Below are 21,047 nucleotides of genomic sequence, written 5' to 3'. Positions count from 1 at the left end.
ATAGCTCAGCTGGATAGAGTACTCGGCTACGAACCGAGCGGTCGGAGGTTCGAATCCTCCTGGATGCACCATCTTCTACTTTCACGGACAGGATTACCTTCCGGGAGAGTTCGCAGTAAACAAACTACCTAAATGCATCCATAGCTCAGCTGGATAGAGTACTCGGCTACGAACCGAGCGGTCGGAGGTTCGAATCCTCCTGGATGCACCATCTTCTTCAGATAATTTCCTTTATTCGTCTCCCTCTCTCGTTTTTCCGATGTGTTTCTATCCTGTTCCTATTCTGTCCCCGCGCCAGGCAACACGTTAATACCCCCACTTTCTGTTTATGCTTGCTTTCTGACGCTGCTTGTTTTCGCTGGCTTGCGATTAACGCCTGTTTCCCATTTCTTTGCGTATAAACACAGATTCTCTTCTTTATCCGTTTACGTCTGCGGTGATCTATTTCCTGCCCCGGTTGCGCCTCTATTACCCCGGTTCGCTTAACCGTTTCTCTGCCCTGTTTATTCCGAAAATTCATCGTGTTAAGCGGTGATTAAACCATCAGTTCTCAACACGCACGTCAGTTGATTTATGTTTTATAGGGAATTTTTCATGCGCCAGGTTTTGCGGTTGATTGATTGTCTGTGCCACTTCGTTACCGCTAATTAACCAACATGCGACATTCAAAAGACTTTACGCTAAAGTAGTTTTTCTCTTTTTCAGTGAATGCGGAGTACACGATGTACGATCGTTACGAAGGACTGATATTTGATATGGATGGCACCATATTGGATACCGAACCGACTCACCGCAAGGCCTGGCACCATGTGCTGACGAAATATGACATGCACTATGACGCAGATGTCCTGACGGCACTGAATGGCTCACCCACCTGGCGGGTTGCCCAGGCGATTATTGATGCGCATCAGTCTACGCTGGATGCCTATCAGCTGGCGGCAGAGAAAACCGCCGCCGTGAAAGAGATGCTGTTTGACAGCGTCCGGCCACTGCCGTTGATTGACGTCGTTAAAGCGTATCATGGCCGCCGCCCGATGGCGGTAGGCACCGGCAGCGAGCACAGCATGGCTGATGCCCTGTTGCGTCATCTTGGGCTGCGTGACTGTTTTCAGGTGATTGTCGGCGCCAATGATGTCAGCAACCCCAAGCCTGCGCCGGATACTTTTTTACGCTGTGCCGAACTTATGGGCGTTCCCGCTGAGAAGTGCGTGGTATTTGAAGACGCGGACTTCGGCATTGAAGCGGCAAAACGCGCCAATATGGCCTATGTCGATGTGCGTATTTTGTGAGTGACGCGCTGGCTATTGCGTCATTATTTGGCAGTAGTTTTCTCAGTGCGACCTTGTTGCCGGGAAATTCAGAAATTCTGTTGGTCGCGTTATTAACTGCCGGCGATACCGCACCGGCAGCATTGGTGGTGTCTGCAACGGCAGGCAACACCCTGGGCGGCTTGACGAATGTGGTAATAGGACGCTTTCTACCGGCGATGTCAGCCCAGCGGGGGCATAAACTCGCCCTCGGTTGGCTGACCCGCTTTGGGCCGGCTGCGCTGTTGCTCAGCTGGGTGCCTGTAGTCGGCGATGTGTTATGTGTGTTTGCAGGTTGGCTGCGTATGCCCTGGCTGCCGGTAACGTTATGTCTCTGCCTGGGTAAAGGCATCCGTTATCTGGTGTTGGCTTATCTGACTTTACAGGGGTTGTCCTGGTGGCACTAAACAGAACAAACAGCCTGGGGCAAGCTGGCGACTCTGCTTACACGTTATCGTTTTTTGAGAGCGGGAGGTCGATTTGATCCCGGACGTATCCAAAGCACTTTCATGGCTGGAAGCGCACCCTCAGGCAATTAAAGGCATCCGCCGCGGCATCGAACGTGAAACGCTGCGGGTGAATGCAGATGGTTCACTGGCCAGCACCGGGCATCCTGAATCCCTGGGGGCAGCATTAACGCATGAGTGGATTACCACGGACTTTGCGGAAACGCTGTTAGAATTTATCACGCCGGTAGATGGCGACATTGATCATCTGCTGACATTCCTGCGTGATATTCACCGGCACACCGCCCGCACGCTGGGCGAAGAGCGGATGTGGCCGCTGAGTATGCCCTGCTTTGTCGGTGACGAGCAGGATATCGAGCTGGCGCAATACGGCACCTCCAATATCGGGCAGATGAAAACCCTGTACCGCGAGGGGCTGAAAAACCGCTACGGCGCCCTGATGCAAATCATTTCCGGCGTTCACTATAACTTCTCGCTGCCGCTCTCTTTCTGGCAGGCGCGGTTGGGCGTAAAAGATGCGGAAAGCGGCAAAGAGGCGATTTCGGCAGGCTATTTCAGCCTGATCCGTAACTACTACCGTTTTGGCTGGGTGATCCCTTACCTGTTTGGGGCATCGCCGGCGATCTGCTCCTCGTTCCTGAAAGGGCGGGAGAGTGCATTACCTTTTGAGCGTGATGAAAAAGGCATGTGTTACCTGCCTTATGCCACCTCACTGCGCCTGAGCGACCTGGGGTATACCAATAAATCGCAGAGCAATCTCGGTATTACGTTCAACGATCTTAATACCTATGTGGCAGGGTTGAAGAAAGCGATTCGTACGCCTTCTGAAGAGTATGCGGCGATGGGGTTAAAGCGCGACGGCCGTTATCTGCAACTGAATACCAATGTATTGCAGATTGAGAATGAGCTGTATGCGCCGATTCGTCCGAAACGCGTTACCCGTCGCGGTGAAACGCCGTCTGATGCCCTAATGCGTGGCGGCATTGAGTATATTGAAGTGCGTTCGCTGGACATCAACCCGTTCTCCCCGGTTGGGGTCGATATTACCCAGGCCCGTTTCCTGGATCTGTTCCTGATCTGGTGTGCGCTGGCGGATGCGCCGGAGATGAGCAGTGATGAACTGCTGTGCACCCGTAAGAACTGGAACCGGGTGATCCTGGAAGGGCGTAAGCCGGGCCAGACCATCGGCATTGGCTGCGAGGAATCGTTTGAGCCACTGGTTGAGGTCGGCAAATCACTGTTTGCGGATTTACGCCGTGTGGCTGAAGTGCTGGATAAGGTCAATGGCGATCGCCAGTATCAGGGAACCTGTGATGAGCTGGTTGCATCATTTGATGATCCTGATTTGACATATTCCGCCCGGATATTGCAGGCTATGAAAGAGAATGGCCTGAAAGGCGTCGGGCTGGCACTGGCTGAACAGTACCGTCAGATGCTGAGTGAAGAACCGTTGGAAATTCTCACTGATGAAAAGCTTGCAGCAGAACAGCAAGCCTCATTGCAGCGGCAGGCAGCGATGGAAGCTGAGGACACATTGAGCTTTGATGAGTTTCTGTCGAAGGTAAATGGCGGAAACTAAAAGAAAAAGGCCACAGTCACTGTGGCCAAATATACATCGCTGATAACAGAGATGATGATAACAAATGCGCGTCTTTCACTTATTAAGACCCGCCCACTGCGAAAAGGTTTCCTGAATTCGCTAAAAATATCTTTTTTCTTAGAGGAGGTGACACGATGCCCCTGTTGGATAGCTTTACTGTAGATCATACCCGGATGGCCGCTCCTGCCGTTCGTGTCGCAAAAACGATGCATACACCTCATGGCGATACCATTACCGTGTTTGATCTGCGTTTCTGCCGGCCGAATCTGGAAGTGATGCCGGAGCGCGGTATCCATACGCTGGAGCATCTGTTCGCCGGCTTCATGCGCAATCACCTGAACGGTGACGGTGTAGAGATTATCGATATTTCACCGATGGGTTGCCGTACCGGTTTTTACATGAGCCTGATTGGTACGCCGGAAGAGCAGCGTGTGGCGGATGCCTGGAAAGCGGCGATGGCCGATGTGCTGAAAGTCTCTGACCAGCGCGCCATTCCGGAGCTGAACGAGTATCAGTGCGGCACGTACCAGATGCACTCCCTGGAAGAAGCGCAGGAGATTGCGCGTCATATCCTGGATCACGATGTGGTGGTGAACCACAATGATGACCTGGCCCTGCCGAAAGAGAAGCTGCACGAACTGCACATCTAGTCTCAGCAGGTTTCAGTGACAAAAAAGACGCGATTATCGCGTCTTTTTTTATGGCTGAGGTGTATGGGCTGAGGCCAGGAACTCAGTGTTGTTCGACGCTGGCGCGGATCGGTTGTATCGGCGTAACCCGTACCTGTTTAATCATGTTGTCCTGCACGTCGAGGATCTGGATATCATAGTTCTCTATCTGGATCTGGGTATTCACCGGCGGGATCTCTTCCAGCACTTCCAGCAGCATCCCGTTAATGGTGCGTGCATCCTCTGCCGGCAGGCGCCAGTTAAACGCTTTATTCAGCTCACGCACGTTGGCACTGCCTTCGATCAGAACGGAGCCATCGCTTTGCGGCGTTACCTCTTCCGCCAGCGTCGGGGACATCGAAGTGGTGAAATCACCCACGATCTCTTCCAGGATGTCTTCTACCGTGACCAGACCCTGAATGTCACCGTATTCATCCACCACAATGCCGACTTTTTCCTTATTGCGCTGGAACTTCACCAGCTGGATATTCAGCGGCGTACCTTCAGGAATAAAGTAGATCTCATCGGCGGCACGCAGCAGGTTCTCTTTATTAAACTCTTTTTTCTCGGTCATCAGGCGGTAAGCTTCGCGCACGCGCAACATGCCGATGACGTCATCAAGTGACTCACGGTAAAGCACAATCCTGCCATGCGGTGAGTGCGTGAGCTGGCGCATGATCGACTTCCAGTCATCATTGATATCAATGCCGACAATCTCATTGCGCGGCACCATGATGTCATTCACCGACACACTTTCCAGATCCAGCACCGACAGCAGCATGTCCTGATTCCGGCGTGAAATCTGGGAGCGGGACTCATTCACAATGGTGCGCAACTCCTCTTTACTGACGGCATCACTCAGGTGAACATTGCTTTTGATGCCGAACAGGCGCATCAGCAGGCGTGACAGCGTGTTGAGGAACCAGACCAGCGGCAGCATGATTTTTTGCAGCGGCATCAGCAGCAGGCTGCTCGGAAAGGCAATGCGCTCGGGGTAAAGGGCCGCAAAGGTTTTTGGCAAGACTTCGGCGAACAGCAGCACGCCAAAGGTCAGGATACCGGTAGCAATCGCGACCCCGGCATCGCCGTACAGCCGCATCCCGACAATGGTCGCCAGTGCGGAGGCCAGGATATTGACCAGGTTATTCCCGATCAGTACCAGGCTTATCAGCCGGTCAGGCTGCTGAAGCAGTTTTTCCACCCGGCGCGCAGCCCGGTTCCCCTGTTTGGCCTGATGGCGTAACCGGTAGCGGTTGAGCGTCATCATGCCGGTTTCAGAGGCAGAAAAGTAAGCGGAAACAATGATCATAATGATCAGTGTGATAATCAGGGTGCCTGTAGAGACGTGCTCCAACGCGGTCTTCCTTATAACAGTGTGAACTCCCCGGCAGGGGAGTATAAAAAATTCAGATGACGATATATCAGCCTATCATGATCTGCTGAATCAGCCGGCTGCCAAAGTAAGCCAGGGTGAGCAGGACGGCACCGGCCATGCTGAACCAGACTACGCGGCGGCCGCGCCAGCCCTCATGGTAATGCCCCCACAACAGAACAACATAGACAAACCATGCCATGATCGACAGCACCGCCTTATGGACGTTCTCCTTGCTGAACAGGTTATCCATATAAAACAGGCCGGTGCACAGCGTCAGCGTCAGCAGCACAACACCGACCTGCGTAATGTGGAACAGCTTACGCTCAATGGTCATCAGCGGCGGCATATCAGAGGCAAAAGAGAGGCGCTTATTCTTCAGCAGATAGTCGAGCCAGGCGAGCTGGAAGGCATACAGCGCCGCGATGATAAGCGTGGAGTAAGAGAACAGCGCCAGCCCGATATGCACCAGCAGGCCGGGGCTGGACTCTAGATGGGTAATAAATTCACCGGGTAACAACCCGACAAAAATCAGGTTAATCAAGGCGAAACTATACACAATTGGTAACAAAAACCAGCCGCGGTTACGCGAGGCGACTATCGTCATCACGGTACAGATAATCAGGCTGACCATTGAGCCGATATTGACCAGGCTCAGGTTCTGGCCGGTATTGACGCCAAAAATACGCTGCTCCAGCGCAATGGCATGGCTAACCAGCGCCACGGCCGCGCAGAACAGCGCCAGGCGGCGGAAACCACTCTGTTGCCGCACCAGGCTGGGAAGAATCAGCGCAAGGCTGAGCAAGTAGGCAATCATGGCCACGAAGGCAGGAATCGGCATAAGGTGTCGTCGGGTATCAAAAAATAAGTCAGAGGGTCAGTATAACGTCAGCGGCGTCACGCTCCAACCGTTCCCCTACGGCGGGGCAGAGATCGCCCGGACTTCGTGTTATAATCCCGCCATTGTGTCGCCAAGGCGGCCTGTCATTACGTTGAGCAAGAGACGATGTTTGATAATTTAACTGATCGATTGTCGCGCACACTGCGCAATATCAGCGGCCGCGGGCGGCTGACCGAAGAGAATATCAAAGAGACCCTGCGTGAAGTGCGCATGGCGCTGCTGGAGGCGGATGTTGCGCTGCCGGTCGTGCGTGACTTCATCAACCGTGTCAAAGAGAGTGCGGTTGGGGTTGAGGTTAACAAGAGCCTGACGCCGGGCCAGGAGTTCGTCAAAATCGTTAAAAACGAATTGATGAATGCCATGGGCGAGGCTAACTCTGAACTCAATCTGGCCGCCCAGCCACCGGCCGTGGTGCTGATGGCCGGCCTGCAGGGTGCAGGTAAAACCACCAGTGTGGGTAAACTGGGTAAATTCCTGCGCGAAAAGCGCAAGAAAAAAGTGCTGGTGGTCTCCGCGGACGTTTATCGCCCGGCGGCGATTAAACAGCTGGAAACCCTGGCCGAGCAGGTGGGCGTGGATTTCTTCCCGTCCGATGCTCAGGAAAAACCGGTGGATATCGTCACCCGTGCGCTGCAACAGGCCAGGCTGAAGTTTTATGACGTTCTCCTCGTCGATACCGCAGGCCGCCTGCACGTTGACGAAGCGATGATGGACGAAATCAAACAGGTACATGCCGCGATTAACCCGGTAGAAACCCTGTTTGTGGTCGACGCGATGACAGGCCAGGACGCCGCCAACACCGCGAAAGCCTTTAATGAAGCGCTGCCGCTGACCGGCGTGGTGCTGACCAAAGTAGACGGTGATGCCCGTGGCGGTGCCGCGCTCTCTATCCGCCATATCACCGGCAAGCCGATTAAATTCCTGGGTGTGGGTGAGAAAACCGAAGCCCTGGAGCCATTCCATCCCGATCGCGTAGCTTCCCGCATTCTGGGCATGGGCGATGTGCTGTCGCTGATTGAAGATATTGAGAGCAAAGTTGACCGTGCACAGGCGGAAAAACTGGCCTCCAAGCTGAAAAAGGGCGACGGTTTCGATCTGACCGACTTCCTGGAACAGTTGAAACAGATGCGTAACATGGGCGGCATGGCCAGTATGCTGAGCAAGCTGCCGGGCGCCGGTCAACTGCCGGACAACGTCAAATCGCAGATGGATGACAAGGTTCTGGTGCGGATGGAAGCGATCATTAACTCAATGACGCTGAAAGAGCGCGCCAAGCCGGAAATTATCAAAGGCTCACGCAAGCGCCGTATCGCGCTGGGCGCGGGGATGCAGGTGCAGGACGTCAACCGGCTGCTGAAGCAGTTTGACGAAATGCAGCGCATGATGAAGAAAATGAAGAAGGGCGGCATGGCCAAAATGATGCGTGGCATGAAAGGCATGATGCCGCCTGGTTTCCCTGGTCGTTAACCCCGGATTATTTATTTACAGCGGCGCGCAGCAACTTTGTACGCTTTAGATTGCTTTTTGCGCCAAAATGAGTAAAATTTTCGGGCTTTTTATATTGCACCCGGGCCCCGTTCCCTCAATGGGGCCCGGCTGTTTTATTAACTAAAGAGGATGTTATGGTAACAATTCGTTTGGCACGTGGCGGCGCGAAAAAGCGTCCGTTCTATCAAGTAGTAGTGACCGACAGCCGCAATGCGCGTGACGGTCGTTTCATCGAGCGCGTAGGCTTCTTCAACCCAATCGCGTCTGGTCAGGCTGAAGCACTGCGTCTGGATCTGGACCGTATTGAGCACTGGCTGGGTCTGGGTGCTACCGTTTCTGATCGCGTTCACGCGCTGATCAAAGACGCTAAGAAAGCAGCTTAATCTGTCGCGGTGGCAACGATGAGCAAGCAACTCAAACCGGTAGCACCTACGCAGCCGATTGTACTCGGTAAAATGGGGTCTACTTACGGCATTCGTGGTTGGCTCAGAGTGTTTTCATCCACCGAAAACGCCGAAAGCATTTTTGACTATCAGCCCTGGTTTATCCAGCAGGCCGGTAAGTGGCAGCTTGTTGAGTTGGAAGACTGGAAGCGCCACAGTCAGGATCTGATCATCAAGGTCAAAGGCATTGACGATCGGGATGCCGCGAATCTGCTGACGAATTGCGAAATCGTCGTGGATTCCGGGCAATTGCCGCCTCTGGGCGAGGATGATTACTACTGGAAAGACCTGATGGGCTGCCAGGTAATCACCACAACCGGGTATGAGCTGGGTAAAGTCATCGACATGATGGAAACCGGCTCAAACGACGTGATGGTCGTGCGGGCAAACCTGAAAGATGCATTCGGCATGAAGGAGCGGCTGGTTCCGTTTCTTCATGGGCAGGTTATCAAGAAAGTCGATCTCACTGCTCAAGTGATTGAAGTAGATTGGGATCCTGGTTTTTGACCTCCGATTTGACCGGAAAAGATGAGTGGAACGGCAGCATAGGGATGGGCAAATGTTTATCGGTATAATCAGCCTGTTTCCTGACATGTTCCGCGCCATCACCGATTACGGGGTAACTGGCCGGGCAGTTAAAAATGGCCTGCTGAGCGTACAGTGCTGGAGTCCGCGTGACTTCGCCTACGACCGGCATCGCACTGTGGACGATCGCCCTTACGGCGGCGGCCCCGGTATGCTGATGATGGTGCAACCTTTACGGGAAGCGATTCAGACAGCAAAAGCAGCGGCAGGCGAGGGCGTCAAGGTTATCTATCTTTCGCCTCAGGGGCGCAAACTCGATCAAGAGGGCGTGCGTGAGCTGGCGTCAAATCAGAAGATGATTCTGGTGTGTGGCCGCTATGAAGGGATTGATGAACGGATCATCCAAACCGAGATTGACGAAGAATGGTCAATCGGTGATTACGTTCTCAGCGGGGGCGAACTGCCGGCCATGACGCTGATTGACTCTGTTTCCCGGTTTATTCCGGGCGTACTGGGTCATCAGGGTTCTGCAGAAGAAGATTCTTTTGCAGATGGCTTGCTGGATTGTCCTCACTATACCCGCCCTGAAGTGTTGGAAGGCATGGAAGTACCGCCGGTTTTACTGTCGGGCAACCATGCTCAGATACGCCGTTGGCGTTTAAAGCAGTCGCTGGGCCGCACCTGGCTTAGAAGACCTGAACTTCTGGAAAGCCTAGCTCTGACTGACGAGCAACAGGTGTTGCTGGCCGAGTTCCAAAAGGAACACCGGGCCAGTCAACCAGACTATTAAGGGAAACGTTAGCTACGGCTGATTTTCCCGATATATCAGTTTACCTAGGGTAAGAGACATATTATGAGCAACATTATTAAGCAAATCGAACAAGAGCAGCTGAAGCAAGACGTACCAGCATTCCGTCCGGGTGATTCCGTGGAAGTGAAGGTATGGGTCGTTGAAGGTAGCAAAAAACGTCTGCAGGCATTCGAGGGCGTGGTTATCGCCATCCGTAACCGCGGTCTGCACTCTGCATTCACTGTTCGTAAAATTTCTAACGGCGAAGGTGTTGAGCGCGTATTCCAGACTCACTCCCCAGTAATCGACAGCATTACTGTGAAACGCCGCGGCGCCGTTCGTAAAGCCAAACTGTACTACCTGCGTGAGCGTACTGGTAAGTCTGCTCGTATTAAAGAGCGTCTTAACTAAGATACAGCTAACGCTGCATCCAAAAGTTAATAGATATGAAGGGGTTAGCCACGGGCTAGCCCCTTTTTTTATGCCTGTGTCTACGGAATGGCTACAAAGAGGAAGCTCAGGGAAGAAAAAAGCCTGCGCGGGGCAGGCTTGGGGGCTGGAAGCATATCAGGAACGCGGTTTAGGGTCGGCTGGAGGGGATGCGCATTTTCAAGGAAGAAGAGAAGGAGATGACCTGGCTGACCAGAACGGAGATCGACCAACTGCTGGCGGCGTGCATGACCTACGGCAACCCGGACCTGACACGGATAGTCAAAATCTGCCTGACCACCGGCGCCCGCTGGCGCGAGGCGGAAAACCTGACGCGTTCGCAGCTGTCGCCGCACAAACTGACGTTTATCAAAACCAAGGGCAAGAAGAACCGCACGGTGCCGATCCCGCGCTGGCTCTACCAGGAGCTGGAGCCGCTCTCCGGGCGCTTATTCAGGCCCTGCTACCAGGCTTTCAGCCAGGTGCTGGCCTTAACCTCCCTGACCCTGGCGGACGGCCAGAAAACCCACGTCCTGCGGCACACCTTTGCCTCGCACTTCATGATGAACGGCGGCAACATCCTGGTGCTGCAACGCATACTGGGCCATGCCAACATCCGCGAAACCATGCGCTACGCCCATTTCGCCCCCGATCACCTGGAAGAAGCGATCACCCTCAACCCCCTCGCCGACCTGAATGACCACATTTTGCCTACCCCGCTGATCCCCGCTGATATTTCCTGATACCCCAGAACATATCAACCTGTTGTAAATTATATAATTTACTGAGATATCAATGGGGAAAGGGAAATGCGTCTTAACTAATAGGGCTACACCCGCTTAGTAAGCCCTTGAATCTTTATCCATGATGCCATCTTGAAAATGCAAATCGTAAAGTTATTTTTACGAATATTTTTCTCACTGTTTTATATGATGCTCATCAATGATCTCTGCCATTTTTATTTCAATATCTAATTGATTATGAAGATTATTAACGTTGGTATTATTCAATCTTATATCCGAATGTGATATAAATTTATCCGTAGTGTAATTTATTATTTACGGATTATGGATTGAATAATTTACAGAGAATGGTAAGGTGACTCTATTGCAGCGGCGTGACCAGCTGCCCCCTTTCACTGACAGGATCGATGTAATGCAAAAAGATGCCCTCAACAATGTTCATATCAGCGCGGAAGAGGTGTTGATTACCCCGGAAGAGCTGAAAAAACAGTTCCCGCTGAGCGCCGGCGATCAGCGCAATATTGCACAATCGCGTGACACCATCGCCAACATCCTCAAAGGCCATGACCATCGTCTGCTGATTGTGTGCGGCCCTTGCTCAATTCACGATCCTGATGCGGCACTGGCGTACGCACGCCGTTTGAAAGTGCTGGCTGAGGAACTGAGTGACCACCTGTACATTGTTATGCGCGTCTACTTTGAAAAGCCCCGCACCACCGTCGGTTGGAAAGGGCTGATCAACGATCCGCATATGGACGGCTCTTTTGATGTGGAAGCCGGGCTGCACATCGCCCGTGGCTTGTTGCTCGAACTGGTCGGCATGGGGCTGCCGCTGGCCACCGAAGCACTGGACCCGAACAGCCCGCAATACCTGGGCGATTTGTTCAGCTGGTCAGCCATCGGCGCACGGACTACTGAGTCACAAACACACCGCGAGATGGCGTCCGGCCTTTCGATGCCGGTCGGGTTCAAAAACGGCACCGACGGCAGCCTGGGCACGGCGATCAATGCAATGCGTGCCGCAGCCATGCCGCACCGCTTTGTCGGTATCAACCAGGCTGGGCAGGTTTGCCTGCTGCAAACCCAGGGCAACCCGGATGGGCATGTCATTCTGCGTGGCGGGAAAACGCCGAACTACAGCGCGGAACATGTGGCCGCGTGTGAGAAACAGATGAGTGAGGCAGGACTCCATCCTTCCCTGATGATAGATTGCAGTCATGGCAACTCAAATAAAGATTACCGCCGTCAGCCGTTGGTGGCCCAGTCTGCCATTGACCAGATCAAAGCAGGGAACCGTTCGATTACCGGCCTGATGCTCGAAAGTCACCTGCATGAAGGTAACCAGTCTTCAGAACAGCCGCGTGACGCATTGCGTTACGGCGTTTCGGTCACGGATGCCTGCATTAACTGGGAGAGCACAGAAACACTGTTGCGCGACATGCATCAACAGCTGGGCAATGCGCTGATCGCACGTAAAGCAGGAGAATAAAAGGTATGGTGGCTGAGCTGACCGCGTTGCGCGATCAAATCGATGAGGTGGACAAAGCCTTGCTGGATCTGCTGGCAACACGTCTGAAACTGGTGGCTGAGGTCGGTGAAGTAAAAAGCCGTTATGGCTTGCCGATCTATGTGCCTGAACGTGAGGCTTCCATGCTGGCCTCGCGCCGGAAAGAGGCGCAGGCGCTGGGAGTACCGCCGGATCTGATTGAGGATGTATTGCGCCGGGTCATGCGGGAATCCTATTCCAGTGAGAATGACAAAGGCTTCAAAACGCTTTGCCCTCAGCTTCGCCCTATCGTCATCATCGGCGGGAAAGGCAAGATGGGGCAGTTGTTCAGCCGTATGCTGACGCTTTCCGGTTATCAGGTGCGGGTACTGGAGCAGGAAGACTGGCCACAGGCAGAAACCTTGCTGGCAGACGCCGGAATGGTGATTGTCAGTGTCCCTATCCATCTCACTGAGCAGGTGATCGCCCGCCTGCCGCCATTGCCTGCCGACTGCATTCTGGTGGATCTGGCGTCTGTGAAAAATCGTCCATTACAGGCGATGCTGGCCGTGCATGAAGGCCCGGTGGTCGGGTTGCATCCGATGTTTGGCCCGGATGTCGGCAGCCTGGCAAAACAGGTGGTGGTCTATTGTGATGGCCGCGAACCGGAAGCCTATCAGTGGCTGCTGGAGCAGTTGCAGGTATGGGGCGCGCGGCTGCATCGCATCAGTGCGGTAGAGCATGACCAGAACATGGCCTTTATCCAGGCGCTTCGTCACTTCGCGACCTTTGCCTATGGCCTGCACCTGGCAGAGGAGAATGTGCAGCTTGAGCAACTGCTGGCGCTCTCATCGCCTATCTACCGGCTGGAGCTGGCCATGGTCGGCCGCCTGTTTGCCCAGGATCCCCAATTGTATGCCGACATTATTATGTCATCAGAGAATAACCTGGCGTTGATTAAGCGTTACTACCAACGTTTTGGCGAGGCGATTGCTCTGTTAGAGCAGGGGGATAAGCAGGCGTTCATCGACAGCTTCAAGAAAGTTGAACACTGGTTTGGGGATTATGCTCAGCGTTTTCTGGTGGAAAGCCGCACGCTGCTGCTGCAAGCCAACGATAACCGGCAATAACGCGCTTCCAGGCGGCATCCCGCCTGACAAAAAAGCCACGCGATGTTCTGCGTGGCTTTTTTATGAGAACCGGTTCAGTGTCAGCTTGGATCAACCGGTACAACATTTTCTGTCGGGTAACAGCCCAGCACTTTTAATGAGCGGGTAATCGGTGCCAGTTCCCGCAAAGCTTTCTGCATGCTTTCGCTGCGCAAATTAGCCTGCACGTCGATATAAAACATCTCTTCCCACGGGTTGCCGTGGATCGGCCGCGATTCCAGTTTCGTCATCACAATGCCGTGATCACGCAGAACCAGCAGTGCCTCAACCAAGGCCCCGGACTGCTGGCCGGTTGCCATGATCAGGGTGGTTTTGGCCGGTACCTGTTCAGAGACTTCAATAGCTTTACGTGCCAGTACAATAAAGCGGGTGATATTCTGCTGCTGGTTAGCCAGCTTATGTTCCAGCACCTGTAGCTGGTACAGCGCGCCACCCGCTTCACTGCCGAGAGCCGCCACGTGGGGGGAATTTAGCTCAGCCACTTTTTCCATGGCGGCGGCGGTACTTTCACAATACTCAATTTTCCAGTCCGGGAAGCGGTTAAGGAATTGGGTACATTGCTGGAAAGGCTGAGGATGGCTGTACACCGTTTTAATGGCGGAAAGCTCAGTAGGCGTACTCACCAGTACGCAGTGGTCGATAGGCGTAGAGAGTTCCCCGACGATCGACAAACTGGTGTGCTGTAACAGGTCATACACATCGTTGATCGAGCCTGAACTGGTGTTCTCGATCGGCAGTACCGCATAGTCTGCCTGCCCGGTTTCCACCTGGGTGAAGATATCCTGGAATTTCAGACAGCCGCACTCAATAAACTGTTCGAAATGGCGGGCGGCATAGTGGCGGGCCGCCAGATGCGAGTAAGAACCTTTCGGGCCAAGGAACGCGATACGTGCGGAGTGAACCGTCGTCTGGTTAAGCTGGTGCTGAAGCAGTGCCTGCTGCGTCAGGACAGAGTCTTCAATAATCAGCTGGAATAAACGGGTGATATAAAAACCGTCCAGATTGCGCTGCTTACCGGCATCGATCAGCGCATCCAGCAAATCGCGCTCGCGTGCTTTATCCCGGATTGGGCGGTGGGTATGCAGTTTAGCGCGGGCAACATCGAGTGCCAGCCCGCGCCGTTCTGCCAGCAGATCCAGTAATTTGATGTCCAGCGCGGTGATGCGCTCACGCAATGCCAGTAACGGGTTGTCGGTCATGATGTCTGCCTTTTGTTATCTTCTTATCAAAATCAGCCCATAAAAAAAGCCTCCGCGGGGGAGGCTTTTTTTGTTCGTCTTCGCATTCTTTATCGTGTGACGAATCGCCTCCCAGTCAGGGGAAGGTAAAAAAGAATGCGAAGAAAAACAGAGGTTGGCGCAGCATAAAGGTCCTAGGTTAGTCGTTAATCTTATGTAAAGTAACCGCTGACATTTTTTTGTCAATAAAAAACGCGCCCGGTGGGCGCGCTCATTATTTACTGGAAGGGACTAGGGCTCTTCAGGCTCAAGGTTGACCTCTTTGATACAGGTCGCGGCCCGTCGCGCTTCATCTTTATGTTGCGCTTTATTGAGCTGCCGCTCCAGTTTGGTAATCATTTCATTAACCGCTGCGTACATATCGTCATGCCGTGCACTCGCAACCAGCGGGCCGCTGTTGGGCGTGCTGATGGTGGCATCTGCCTGGAAACCATTGGGCTCTTTAGAAAGGACGACATGGGGGTTAATCAGTTGCGTTTGCCATTTATCCAGTTTGGCGAGACGGTCTTCGACATGCTGACGAATTGCATCAGTGATATCCATTTGTTTGCTGGTAATGTTGACTGTCATATAACTTACCTCTCTGTCTTTCCGTCTTGGATACCTTCAGCATAGCCTACTGACGCTGTCATTTTGTGATCAAGATCACTTATTTTTGTCACTTTTTGTCAGTGAGCGCGTTTATGTGAAGTGTGACGAAGATTACAAAATTAGTGCTTGAGAGTTCAGTGCGGGTAACGCACTATCGATAGGTTATATCACCCGGCCAGTAAAAACGCCCCTGCGCTATTTGTTTATTATTCAGTCAATTGCCTTGTATTTCTGTCAAAAAAAACGGCAGCCTGAGCTACCGTTCTTATCTTCTGCATTCATCGCTTTTTATTGATTGGCAGCAATGATTTTCGCAACCTTATCCGCCTGGCCGGCAAGCTGAAGCTGCTTATACGCGTTTTCCATCAACGGCAGGGCATCACGGGTTGCCTGCGTATCCGGGTAATTCTTCATCATTTGCTCAACACGGTTAACTACTGCAACGTAAGCGCCGCGTTTCGTGTAATATTGCGCCACGGAGAGCTCATACTTCGCCAGACGATCTTTCAGGTAAACCAGACGCTTCTGCGCATCCGTGACATACTGGCTGTCTGGGTGGCTCTGAATCAGCTGGCTGAAATCGCGGAAGGCGGCACGTGCATGCTGCGGATCACGGTCAGAGCGATCAACACCGAAGAAGCCCTGCAGTGCGCTGTCATCCAATGCCATGTCTGTCAGGCCACGCATATACATGACGTAGTCGATGCTCGGATGGGTCGGGTTCAGCCGCGCAAAACGATCAATGGCTGCCTGCGCCATCGGCAGATCGGCCGATTTATAGTAGGCGTAGATCAGATCCAGCTGAACTTGCTGGGAGTAAGGCCCGAACGGATAGCGGTTATCTAACGCTTCCAACTGGGTGATGGCTCCTTTGAAGTCACCGTCCTGCAGTTTTTGCTGAGCGGTTGCATAGATTTCCGAAGGCGGATTGTCGGGCACCGCATCCTTCGAACTGGAGCAACCCGCCAGAACCAGGCTCAACGTGGCTGCAGCCACCAGATATTTCATACGCGTCATGACGTTTTGATTATCCTCAGGGTGTTATTCCGGGAGACTGTCCGTTAAGTTCCCGGCAAAGACCAGCTACAATAGCACATTATTTTAAACGGCATCGCCGTGAAAACCCAACGTTAACGAAGAAGCTGCATATGGCACAACAAGTACAACTCACCGCAACGGTGGCCGAATCTCAACTCGGTCAACGTTTAGATCAGGCTTTAGCGGAATTGTTCCCTGATTATTCTCGATCACGCATAAAAGAGTGGATTCTGGATGATCGGGTCCTGGTCAACGGCAAAATGGTGAACAAACCAAAAGAAAAAGTGTTGGGTGGCGAAGTCGTTGCCATTGATGCGCAAATCGAAGAGGCGGCCCGCTGGGAAGCTCAGGAAATTGCACTGAACATCGTGTATGAAGACAGCGATATTCTGGTGATCAACAAGCCGCGTGACCTCGTTGTTCACCCTGGTGCCGGCAACCCGGACGGTACGGTCCTGAACGCGTTACTGCACTATTATCCGGAAATTATGGATGTCCCGCGTGCCGGTATTGTTCACCGTCTGGATAAAGACACCACCGGCCTGATGGTGGTGGCGAAAACCGTCCCGGCACAGACCCGCCTGGTAGAGGCCCTTCAGCTGCGCGAAATTACCCGTGAGTATGAAGCGGTGGCCATTGGCACCATGACGGCAGGCGGTACGGTAGAACAGCCGATTACCCGCCACTCCACCAAACGTACCCATATGGCCGTGCACCCGATGGGTAAACCCGCCGTAACGCACTATCGCATCATGGAACATTTCCGTGCACATACGCGCCTGCGCCTGCGTCTCGAAACCGGGCGTACGCACCAGATCCGTGTTCACATGGCGCACATCAACCATCCGCTGGTGGGTGATCAGCTCTATGGCGGCCGTCCGCGCCCGCCGAAAGGCGCGTCCGAACAGTTTATTTCGACGCTGCGTGGGTTTGACCGTCAGGCTCTGCACGCCACCATGTTGCGCCTTTACCACCCGATTACCGGTATCCAGATGGAATGGCACGCTCCCCTGCCGCAGGATATGGTCGATCTGATCGACGCATTGAAAGCGGATACGGAAGCCTTTAAAGATCAGCTGGACTGGTAATGACCGGCCTGATTCGCCCGCAGTGGCCTGTACCCGGAACTGTTGCAGCCTGCAGCACCACACGGCATGGCGGCGTCAGCCTGCCGCCTTATGCATCGCTTAATCTTGGGGCACATGTCGGCGATAACCCGGCTGACGTGGCTGCAAACCGTGAACGGCTGGTCGCGCTGGCGGGGTTGCCGGCAATGCCTTTTTGGCTGGAGCAAGTGCACGGGACTGACGTGCTGCGGCTGGAAGGGCAGACCCCAACCGCTGCAGCTTTGCGCGCAGACGCGGTGTATACCGCAGAGCCGGGGCAGGTGTGTGCGGTGATGACGGCGGATTGCCTGCCGGTGCTGTTTGCCTCACGTCGGGGCGATGAAGTGGCGGCGGCCCATGCAGGCTGGCGTGGGCTGTGCGGCGGGGTGCTGGAAAATACCCTGAAGCAGTTCCGCTGCCCGCCTGATGACGTCATGGCATGGTTTGGCCCGGCTATCGGGCCACATGCATTTGAAGTAGGTGATGACGTGCGGGCTGCGTTTGTCGCTGACAATCCCGCAACTGGGGACGCGTTCCGGCCGGTGGGCACAAAATACATGGCGGATATTTATCAGTTGGCGCGCATCCGGCTTCAGGCCGCCGGTGTCCGCCAGATCAGTGGCGGCGAGCGTTGTACCGTCAGTGAACCAGAGAATTTCTTTTCTTTTCGCCGGGACAGGATGACAGGGCGTCTGGCAACTTTAATCTGGCTGATATAATCTACGCCTCCGAGACGATCCGTGACGCATAAAAAAACGCCGAAAATACAGTCAAGATAACCTTGAAAACGTGAGGGATGACCTCATTTAATCTCCAGTAGCAATTTTGACCTGTATTGGAGGAGTTATGCGTCTGGATCGTCTTACCAGCAAATTCCAGCTTGCCCTCGCTGATGCCCAATCTCTTGCCCTTGGGCGTGACAACCAATTTATTGAACCTCTTCACCTGATGAGCGCCCTGCTTAATCAGGAAGGGGGGACTGTGCGCCCATTACTGACATCTGCCGGGGTAGATGCCAACCGGGTGCGCACTGAGATTGAGCAGGGCCTGGCCCGTTTACCCCAAGTGGAAGGCACCGGGGGGGATGTTCAGCCCTCTCATGACCTGGTGCGTGTTCTGAACCTGTGTGACAAGTTGGCGCAAAAGCGTGCCGACACCTTTATCTCATCCGAACTGTTTGTACTGGCTGCGTTGCAGGATCGGGGCGCGTTAACCGATCTGCTGAAAGCGGCCGGGGCTGATGCAACCAAAATCAGCCAGGCTATTGACCAGATACGGGGTGGTGAAAAAGTGAATGATGCAAATGCGGAAGATCAACGTCAGGCATTGAAGAAATTCACCATTGACCTGACAGAGCGTGCCGAGCAGGGGAAACTCGACCCGGTTATCGGCCGTGATGAAGAGATCCGCCGCACTATTCAGGTGCTGCAACGCCGGACCAAAAATAACCCGGTGCTCATTGGTGAGCCGGGGGTCGGTAAAACGGCGATTGTCGAAGGGCTGGCCCAGCGGATTATCAATGGTGAAGTGCCGGAAGGCCTCAAACACAAACGCGTCCTTTCACTGGATATGGGCGCGCTGGTGGCCGGGGCCAAATACCGTGGGGAGTTTGAGGAGCGCCTGAAAAGCCTGCTCAACGATCTTTCCAAACAGGAGGGCAGTGTCATCCTGTTTATTGACGAGTTGCACACGATGGTGGGGGCGGGTAAAGCCGACGGCGCCATGGATGCCGGGAACATGCTGAAGCCGGCGTTGGCCCGTGGGGAGCTGCACTGCGTTGGCGCGACCACGCTCGACGAGTATCGCCAATATATAGAAAAGGATGCTGCGCTGGAGCGCCGCTTCCAGAAAGTCTATGTGGCGGAGCCGTCAGTAGAAGACACCATCGCCATTCTGCGTGGGCTGAAAGAGCGTTATGAACTGCACCACCACGTGCAGATCACTGACCCGGCCATTGTTGCCGCCGCAACGCTTTCACATCGTTATATTGCCGATCGCCAGTTGCCGGATAAGGCGATTGACCTGATCGATGAGGCGGCTTCCAGCATCCGTATGCAGATTGACTCTAAACCTGAGTCTCTTGACCGGCTAGAGCGGCGTATTATCCAGCTCAAGCTTGAACAACAGGCACTGAAAAAAGAGTCAGATGAGGCCAGCCTGAAACGCCTCGACATGCTGAACAGTGAGCTCACGCAGAAAGAGCGTGAATATTCAGAGCTGGAAGAAGAGTGGAAAGCCGAGAAGGCAGCGCTTTCCGGCACGCAAACTATCAAGGCTGAACTGGAACAGGCAAAAATCAGCCTGGAGCAGGCGCGCCGCATGGGTGATCTCGGCCGGATGTCGGAACTGCAGTATGGGAAAATCCCTGAGCTGGAAAAACAGCTGGCAGCCGCCACGCAGGCCGAAGGCAAAACCATGAAGCTGTTGCGTAACCGGGTGACAGATGCCGAGATTGCTGAAGTGCTGGCGCGTTGGACTGGGATCCCTGTTTCCAGAATGATGGAAAGTGAGCGCGAGAAACTGTTGCGTATGGAGCAGGATCTGCATCAGCGTGTTATCGGCCAGAATGAAGCGGTAGACGCCGTGTCCAATGCGATCCGTCGCAGCCGGGCTGGGCTGGCTGATCCAAACCGGCCGATCGGCTCTTTCCTGTTCCTGGGGCCAACCGGGGTAGGGAAAACCGAGCTGTGTAAAGCGCTGGCCCGGTTCCTGTTCGACAGCGACGATGCGATGGTGCGTATCGACATGTCCGAATTTATGGAGAAACATTCTGTATCGCGGCTGGTGGGGGCACCTCCGGGTTATGTCGGTTATGAGGAAGGCGGGTACCTGACTGAAGCGGTGCGCCGTCGTCCTTATTCCGTCATCCTGCTGGACGAAGTGGAAAAAGCGCATCCGGATGTCTTCAACATCTTATTGCAGGTGCTGGATGATGGCCGCCTGACGGATGGCCAGGGGCGTACGGTCGATTTCCGTAATACCGTCGTCATCATGACTTCTAACCTTGGTTCAGACCTGATTCAGGAACGGTTCGGGCAGATGGATTACCCGCAGATGAAAACAACGGTGATGGATGTGGTCAGTCATCATTTCCGTCCTGAGTTCATTAACCGTATTGATGAAGTCGTGGTGTTCCACCCATTGGGTCGCGCGCATATCAAATCTATTGCCGCTATCCAGTTAGACCGCCTTTATAAACGGCTGGAAGAGCGCGGCTACGCAGTGACCCTGACCGATGCGGCGCTGGAGCTGTTGGGTGAGACAGGCTTTGACCCGGTCTACGGCGCGCGGCCATTGAAACGCGCTATCCAGCAGGAAATTGAAAACCCGCTGGCACAGCAGATCCTGTCAGGCAAATTATTGCCGGGGAAACCCATCACACTGGATGTCACTGATGGGCACATTGTCGCGCAGCAGTAAGCAGATGCAGTGAGCAGTTAAAGAAAGAGAGAAAAGGGCCCGCATTGTCGGGCCCTTTTTCTGTCAGGTGCTTCTTTATTGCTTCTTTATAGAGATAAAGGCAAAGAGGGGAGGGGCCGGTTTTGGATGGGAAAGCAGCAAAACAACAGGTTCTCAGACAAAATTTATACATATTGTCTAAACATTCGCCGGTTGAATAATTTTTTGAATTTAGGGGTTGCAGGCTGTCAGGAACTCCCTATAATGCGCCTCCACTGACCGGGAAC

At 53.8% G+C, this 21,047-nt stretch carries 19 protein-coding genes, 1 tRNA gene, 1 pseudogene and 1 other annotated feature; of the genes and pseudogenes, 16 read left to right on the top strand and 5 right to left on the bottom strand.

The window, feature by feature from the left end:
* Positions 1-134 precede the first annotated feature (134 nt).
* The 5 genes from CYR52_RS21250 (at position 135) to luxS (ending at position 4,024) form a co-directional block, all read left to right on the top strand.
* Positions 135-211: transfer RNA gene (locus tag CYR52_RS21250), tRNA-Arg, on the top strand.
* A 511-nt stretch (positions 212-722) separates the two neighbouring features.
* Positions 723-1,289, top strand: a complete 567-nt coding sequence (gene yqaB / locus CYR52_RS21245) for a fructose-1-phosphate/6-phosphogluconate phosphatase (RefSeq protein WP_072929011.1) — start codon at positions 723-725, stop codon at positions 1,287-1,289.
* On the top strand, positions 1,286-1,714 hold the full coding sequence (locus CYR52_RS21240) for a YqaA family protein (RefSeq protein WP_072929013.1): 429 nt from the start codon (positions 1,286-1,288) through the stop codon (positions 1,712-1,714). Before yqaB ends, CYR52_RS21240 begins: the two co-directional genes overlap by 4 nt.
* Before the next feature lie 73 nt (positions 1,715-1,787).
* The gene (gene gshA, locus CYR52_RS21235; RefSeq protein WP_072929015.1) at positions 1,788-3,353 is read left to right on the top strand and encodes a glutamate--cysteine ligase; all 1,566 of its coding nucleotides are present in this window, start codon (positions 1,788-1,790) and stop codon (positions 3,351-3,353) included.
* Positions 3,354-3,508: 155 nt separating this feature from the next.
* On the top strand, positions 3,509-4,024 hold the full coding sequence (luxS, locus tag CYR52_RS21230; RefSeq protein WP_072929018.1) for an S-ribosylhomocysteine lyase: 516 nt from the start codon (positions 3,509-3,511) through the stop codon (positions 4,022-4,024).
* Between the two features lie 82 nt (positions 4,025-4,106).
* On the opposite strand, the gene CYR52_RS21225 is transcribed toward luxS, so the two are convergent.
* Positions 4,107-5,396 carry an HlyC/CorC family transporter gene (locus tag CYR52_RS21225; RefSeq protein WP_146000815.1) on the bottom strand — a complete coding sequence of 430 codons (1,290 nt, stop codon included), beginning with the start codon at positions 5,394-5,396 and terminating at the stop codon, positions 4,107-4,109.
* A gap of 67 nt (positions 5,397-5,463) precedes the next feature.
* Positions 5,464-6,255: a cytochrome C assembly family protein gene (locus tag CYR52_RS21220; RefSeq protein WP_072929022.1), complete on the bottom strand. Its 792-nt coding sequence runs from the start codon at positions 6,253-6,255 to the stop codon at positions 5,464-5,466.
* Between the two features lie 165 nt (positions 6,256-6,420).
* Here CYR52_RS21220 and ffh point away from each other — a divergent pair, with 165 nt between their 5' ends.
* From ffh to tyrA, 8 genes and pseudogenes are all read left to right on the top strand, one after another.
* Positions 6,421-7,782, top strand: a complete 1,362-nt coding sequence (gene ffh / locus CYR52_RS21215) for a signal recognition particle protein (protein ID WP_072929024.1) — start codon at positions 6,421-6,423, stop codon at positions 7,780-7,782.
* A gap of 155 nt (positions 7,783-7,937) precedes the next feature.
* Complete coding sequence (rpsP, locus tag CYR52_RS21210) at positions 7,938-8,186, top strand: 30S ribosomal protein S16 (RefSeq protein ID WP_072929026.1); 249 nt, start codon at positions 7,938-7,940, stop codon at positions 8,184-8,186.
* Positions 8,187-8,204: 18 nt separating this feature from the next.
* Positions 8,205-8,753, top strand: coding sequence for a ribosome maturation factor RimM (gene rimM / locus CYR52_RS21205; protein ID WP_072929028.1), 549 nt, complete (start codon positions 8,205-8,207; stop codon positions 8,751-8,753).
* Between the two features lie 52 nt (positions 8,754-8,805).
* Entirely contained in the window at positions 8,806-9,561 is a 756-nt protein-coding gene (gene trmD, locus CYR52_RS21200; RefSeq protein ID WP_101829379.1) for a tRNA (guanosine(37)-N1)-methyltransferase TrmD, read from the top strand.
* Between the two features lie 63 nt (positions 9,562-9,624).
* Positions 9,625-9,972, top strand: coding sequence for a 50S ribosomal protein L19 (rplS, locus tag CYR52_RS21195; protein ID WP_072929033.1), 348 nt, complete (start codon positions 9,625-9,627; stop codon positions 9,970-9,972).
* Between the two features lie 179 nt (positions 9,973-10,151).
* Positions 10,152-10,733 (top strand): annotated as a pseudogene (locus CYR52_RS21190) (tyrosine-type recombinase/integrase); the annotation flags it as partial.
* Between the two features lie 412 nt (positions 10,734-11,145).
* On the top strand, positions 11,146-12,222 hold the full coding sequence (locus CYR52_RS21185) for a 3-deoxy-7-phosphoheptulonate synthase (RefSeq protein WP_072933728.1): 1,077 nt from the start codon (positions 11,146-11,148) through the stop codon (positions 12,220-12,222).
* A gap of 5 nt (positions 12,223-12,227) precedes the next feature.
* Positions 12,228-13,349: a bifunctional chorismate mutase/prephenate dehydrogenase gene (tyrA, locus tag CYR52_RS21180; RefSeq protein ID WP_101829377.1), complete on the top strand. Its 1,122-nt coding sequence runs from the start codon at positions 12,228-12,230 to the stop codon at positions 13,347-13,349.
* Between the two features lie 80 nt (positions 13,350-13,429).
* On the opposite strand, the gene pheA is transcribed toward tyrA, so the two are convergent.
* The 3 genes from pheA to bamD all read right to left on the bottom strand — a co-directional run bounded on the left by pheA (position 13,430) and on the right by bamD (position 16,234).
* Positions 13,430-14,587, bottom strand: a complete 1,158-nt coding sequence (gene pheA / locus CYR52_RS21175) for a bifunctional chorismate mutase/prephenate dehydratase (protein ID WP_072933733.1) — start codon at positions 14,585-14,587, stop codon at positions 13,430-13,432.
* A 39-nt stretch (positions 14,588-14,626) separates the two neighbouring features.
* Positions 14,627-14,751: a sequence feature (Phe leader region), on the bottom strand.
* Between the two features lie 106 nt (positions 14,752-14,857).
* The gene (gene raiA, locus CYR52_RS21170; RefSeq protein WP_072933735.1) at positions 14,858-15,196 is read right to left on the bottom strand and encodes a ribosome-associated translation inhibitor RaiA; all 339 of its coding nucleotides are present in this window, start codon (positions 15,194-15,196) and stop codon (positions 14,858-14,860) included.
* Positions 15,197-15,505: 309 nt separating this feature from the next.
* Positions 15,506-16,234 carry an outer membrane protein assembly factor BamD gene (gene bamD / locus CYR52_RS21165; RefSeq protein WP_072933738.1) on the bottom strand — a complete coding sequence of 243 codons (729 nt, stop codon included), beginning with the start codon at positions 16,232-16,234 and terminating at the stop codon, positions 15,506-15,508.
* Between the two features lie 131 nt (positions 16,235-16,365).
* Between bamD and rluD the strand changes: the two genes are divergently transcribed.
* From rluD to clpB, 3 genes are all read left to right on the top strand, one after another.
* Entirely contained in the window at positions 16,366-17,343 is a 978-nt protein-coding gene (gene rluD, locus CYR52_RS21155; protein ID WP_101829376.1) for a 23S rRNA pseudouridine(1911/1915/1917) synthase RluD, read from the top strand.
* A complete protein-coding gene (gene yfiH, locus CYR52_RS21150; RefSeq protein ID WP_101829375.1) occupies positions 17,343-18,080 on the top strand; it encodes a purine nucleoside phosphorylase YfiH in 738 nt (245 codons plus the stop codon). Before rluD ends, yfiH begins: the two co-directional genes overlap by 1 nt.
* A gap of 127 nt (positions 18,081-18,207) precedes the next feature.
* The gene (gene clpB, locus CYR52_RS21145) at positions 18,208-20,781 is read left to right on the top strand and encodes an ATP-dependent chaperone ClpB (RefSeq protein ID WP_101829374.1); all 2,574 of its coding nucleotides are present in this window, start codon (positions 18,208-18,210) and stop codon (positions 20,779-20,781) included.
* The last annotated feature ends 266 nt before the right edge of the window (positions 20,782-21,047 follow it).

The sequence above is a fragment of the Chimaeribacter arupi genome (genome assembly GCF_002858805.1).
Taxonomy (GTDB): Bacteria; Pseudomonadota; Gammaproteobacteria; order Enterobacterales; family Enterobacteriaceae; genus Chimaeribacter; species Chimaeribacter arupi.
The sequence above is the reverse complement of the archived record's forward strand: the minus strand, read 5'-3'. Positions and strand labels throughout refer to the sequence as shown.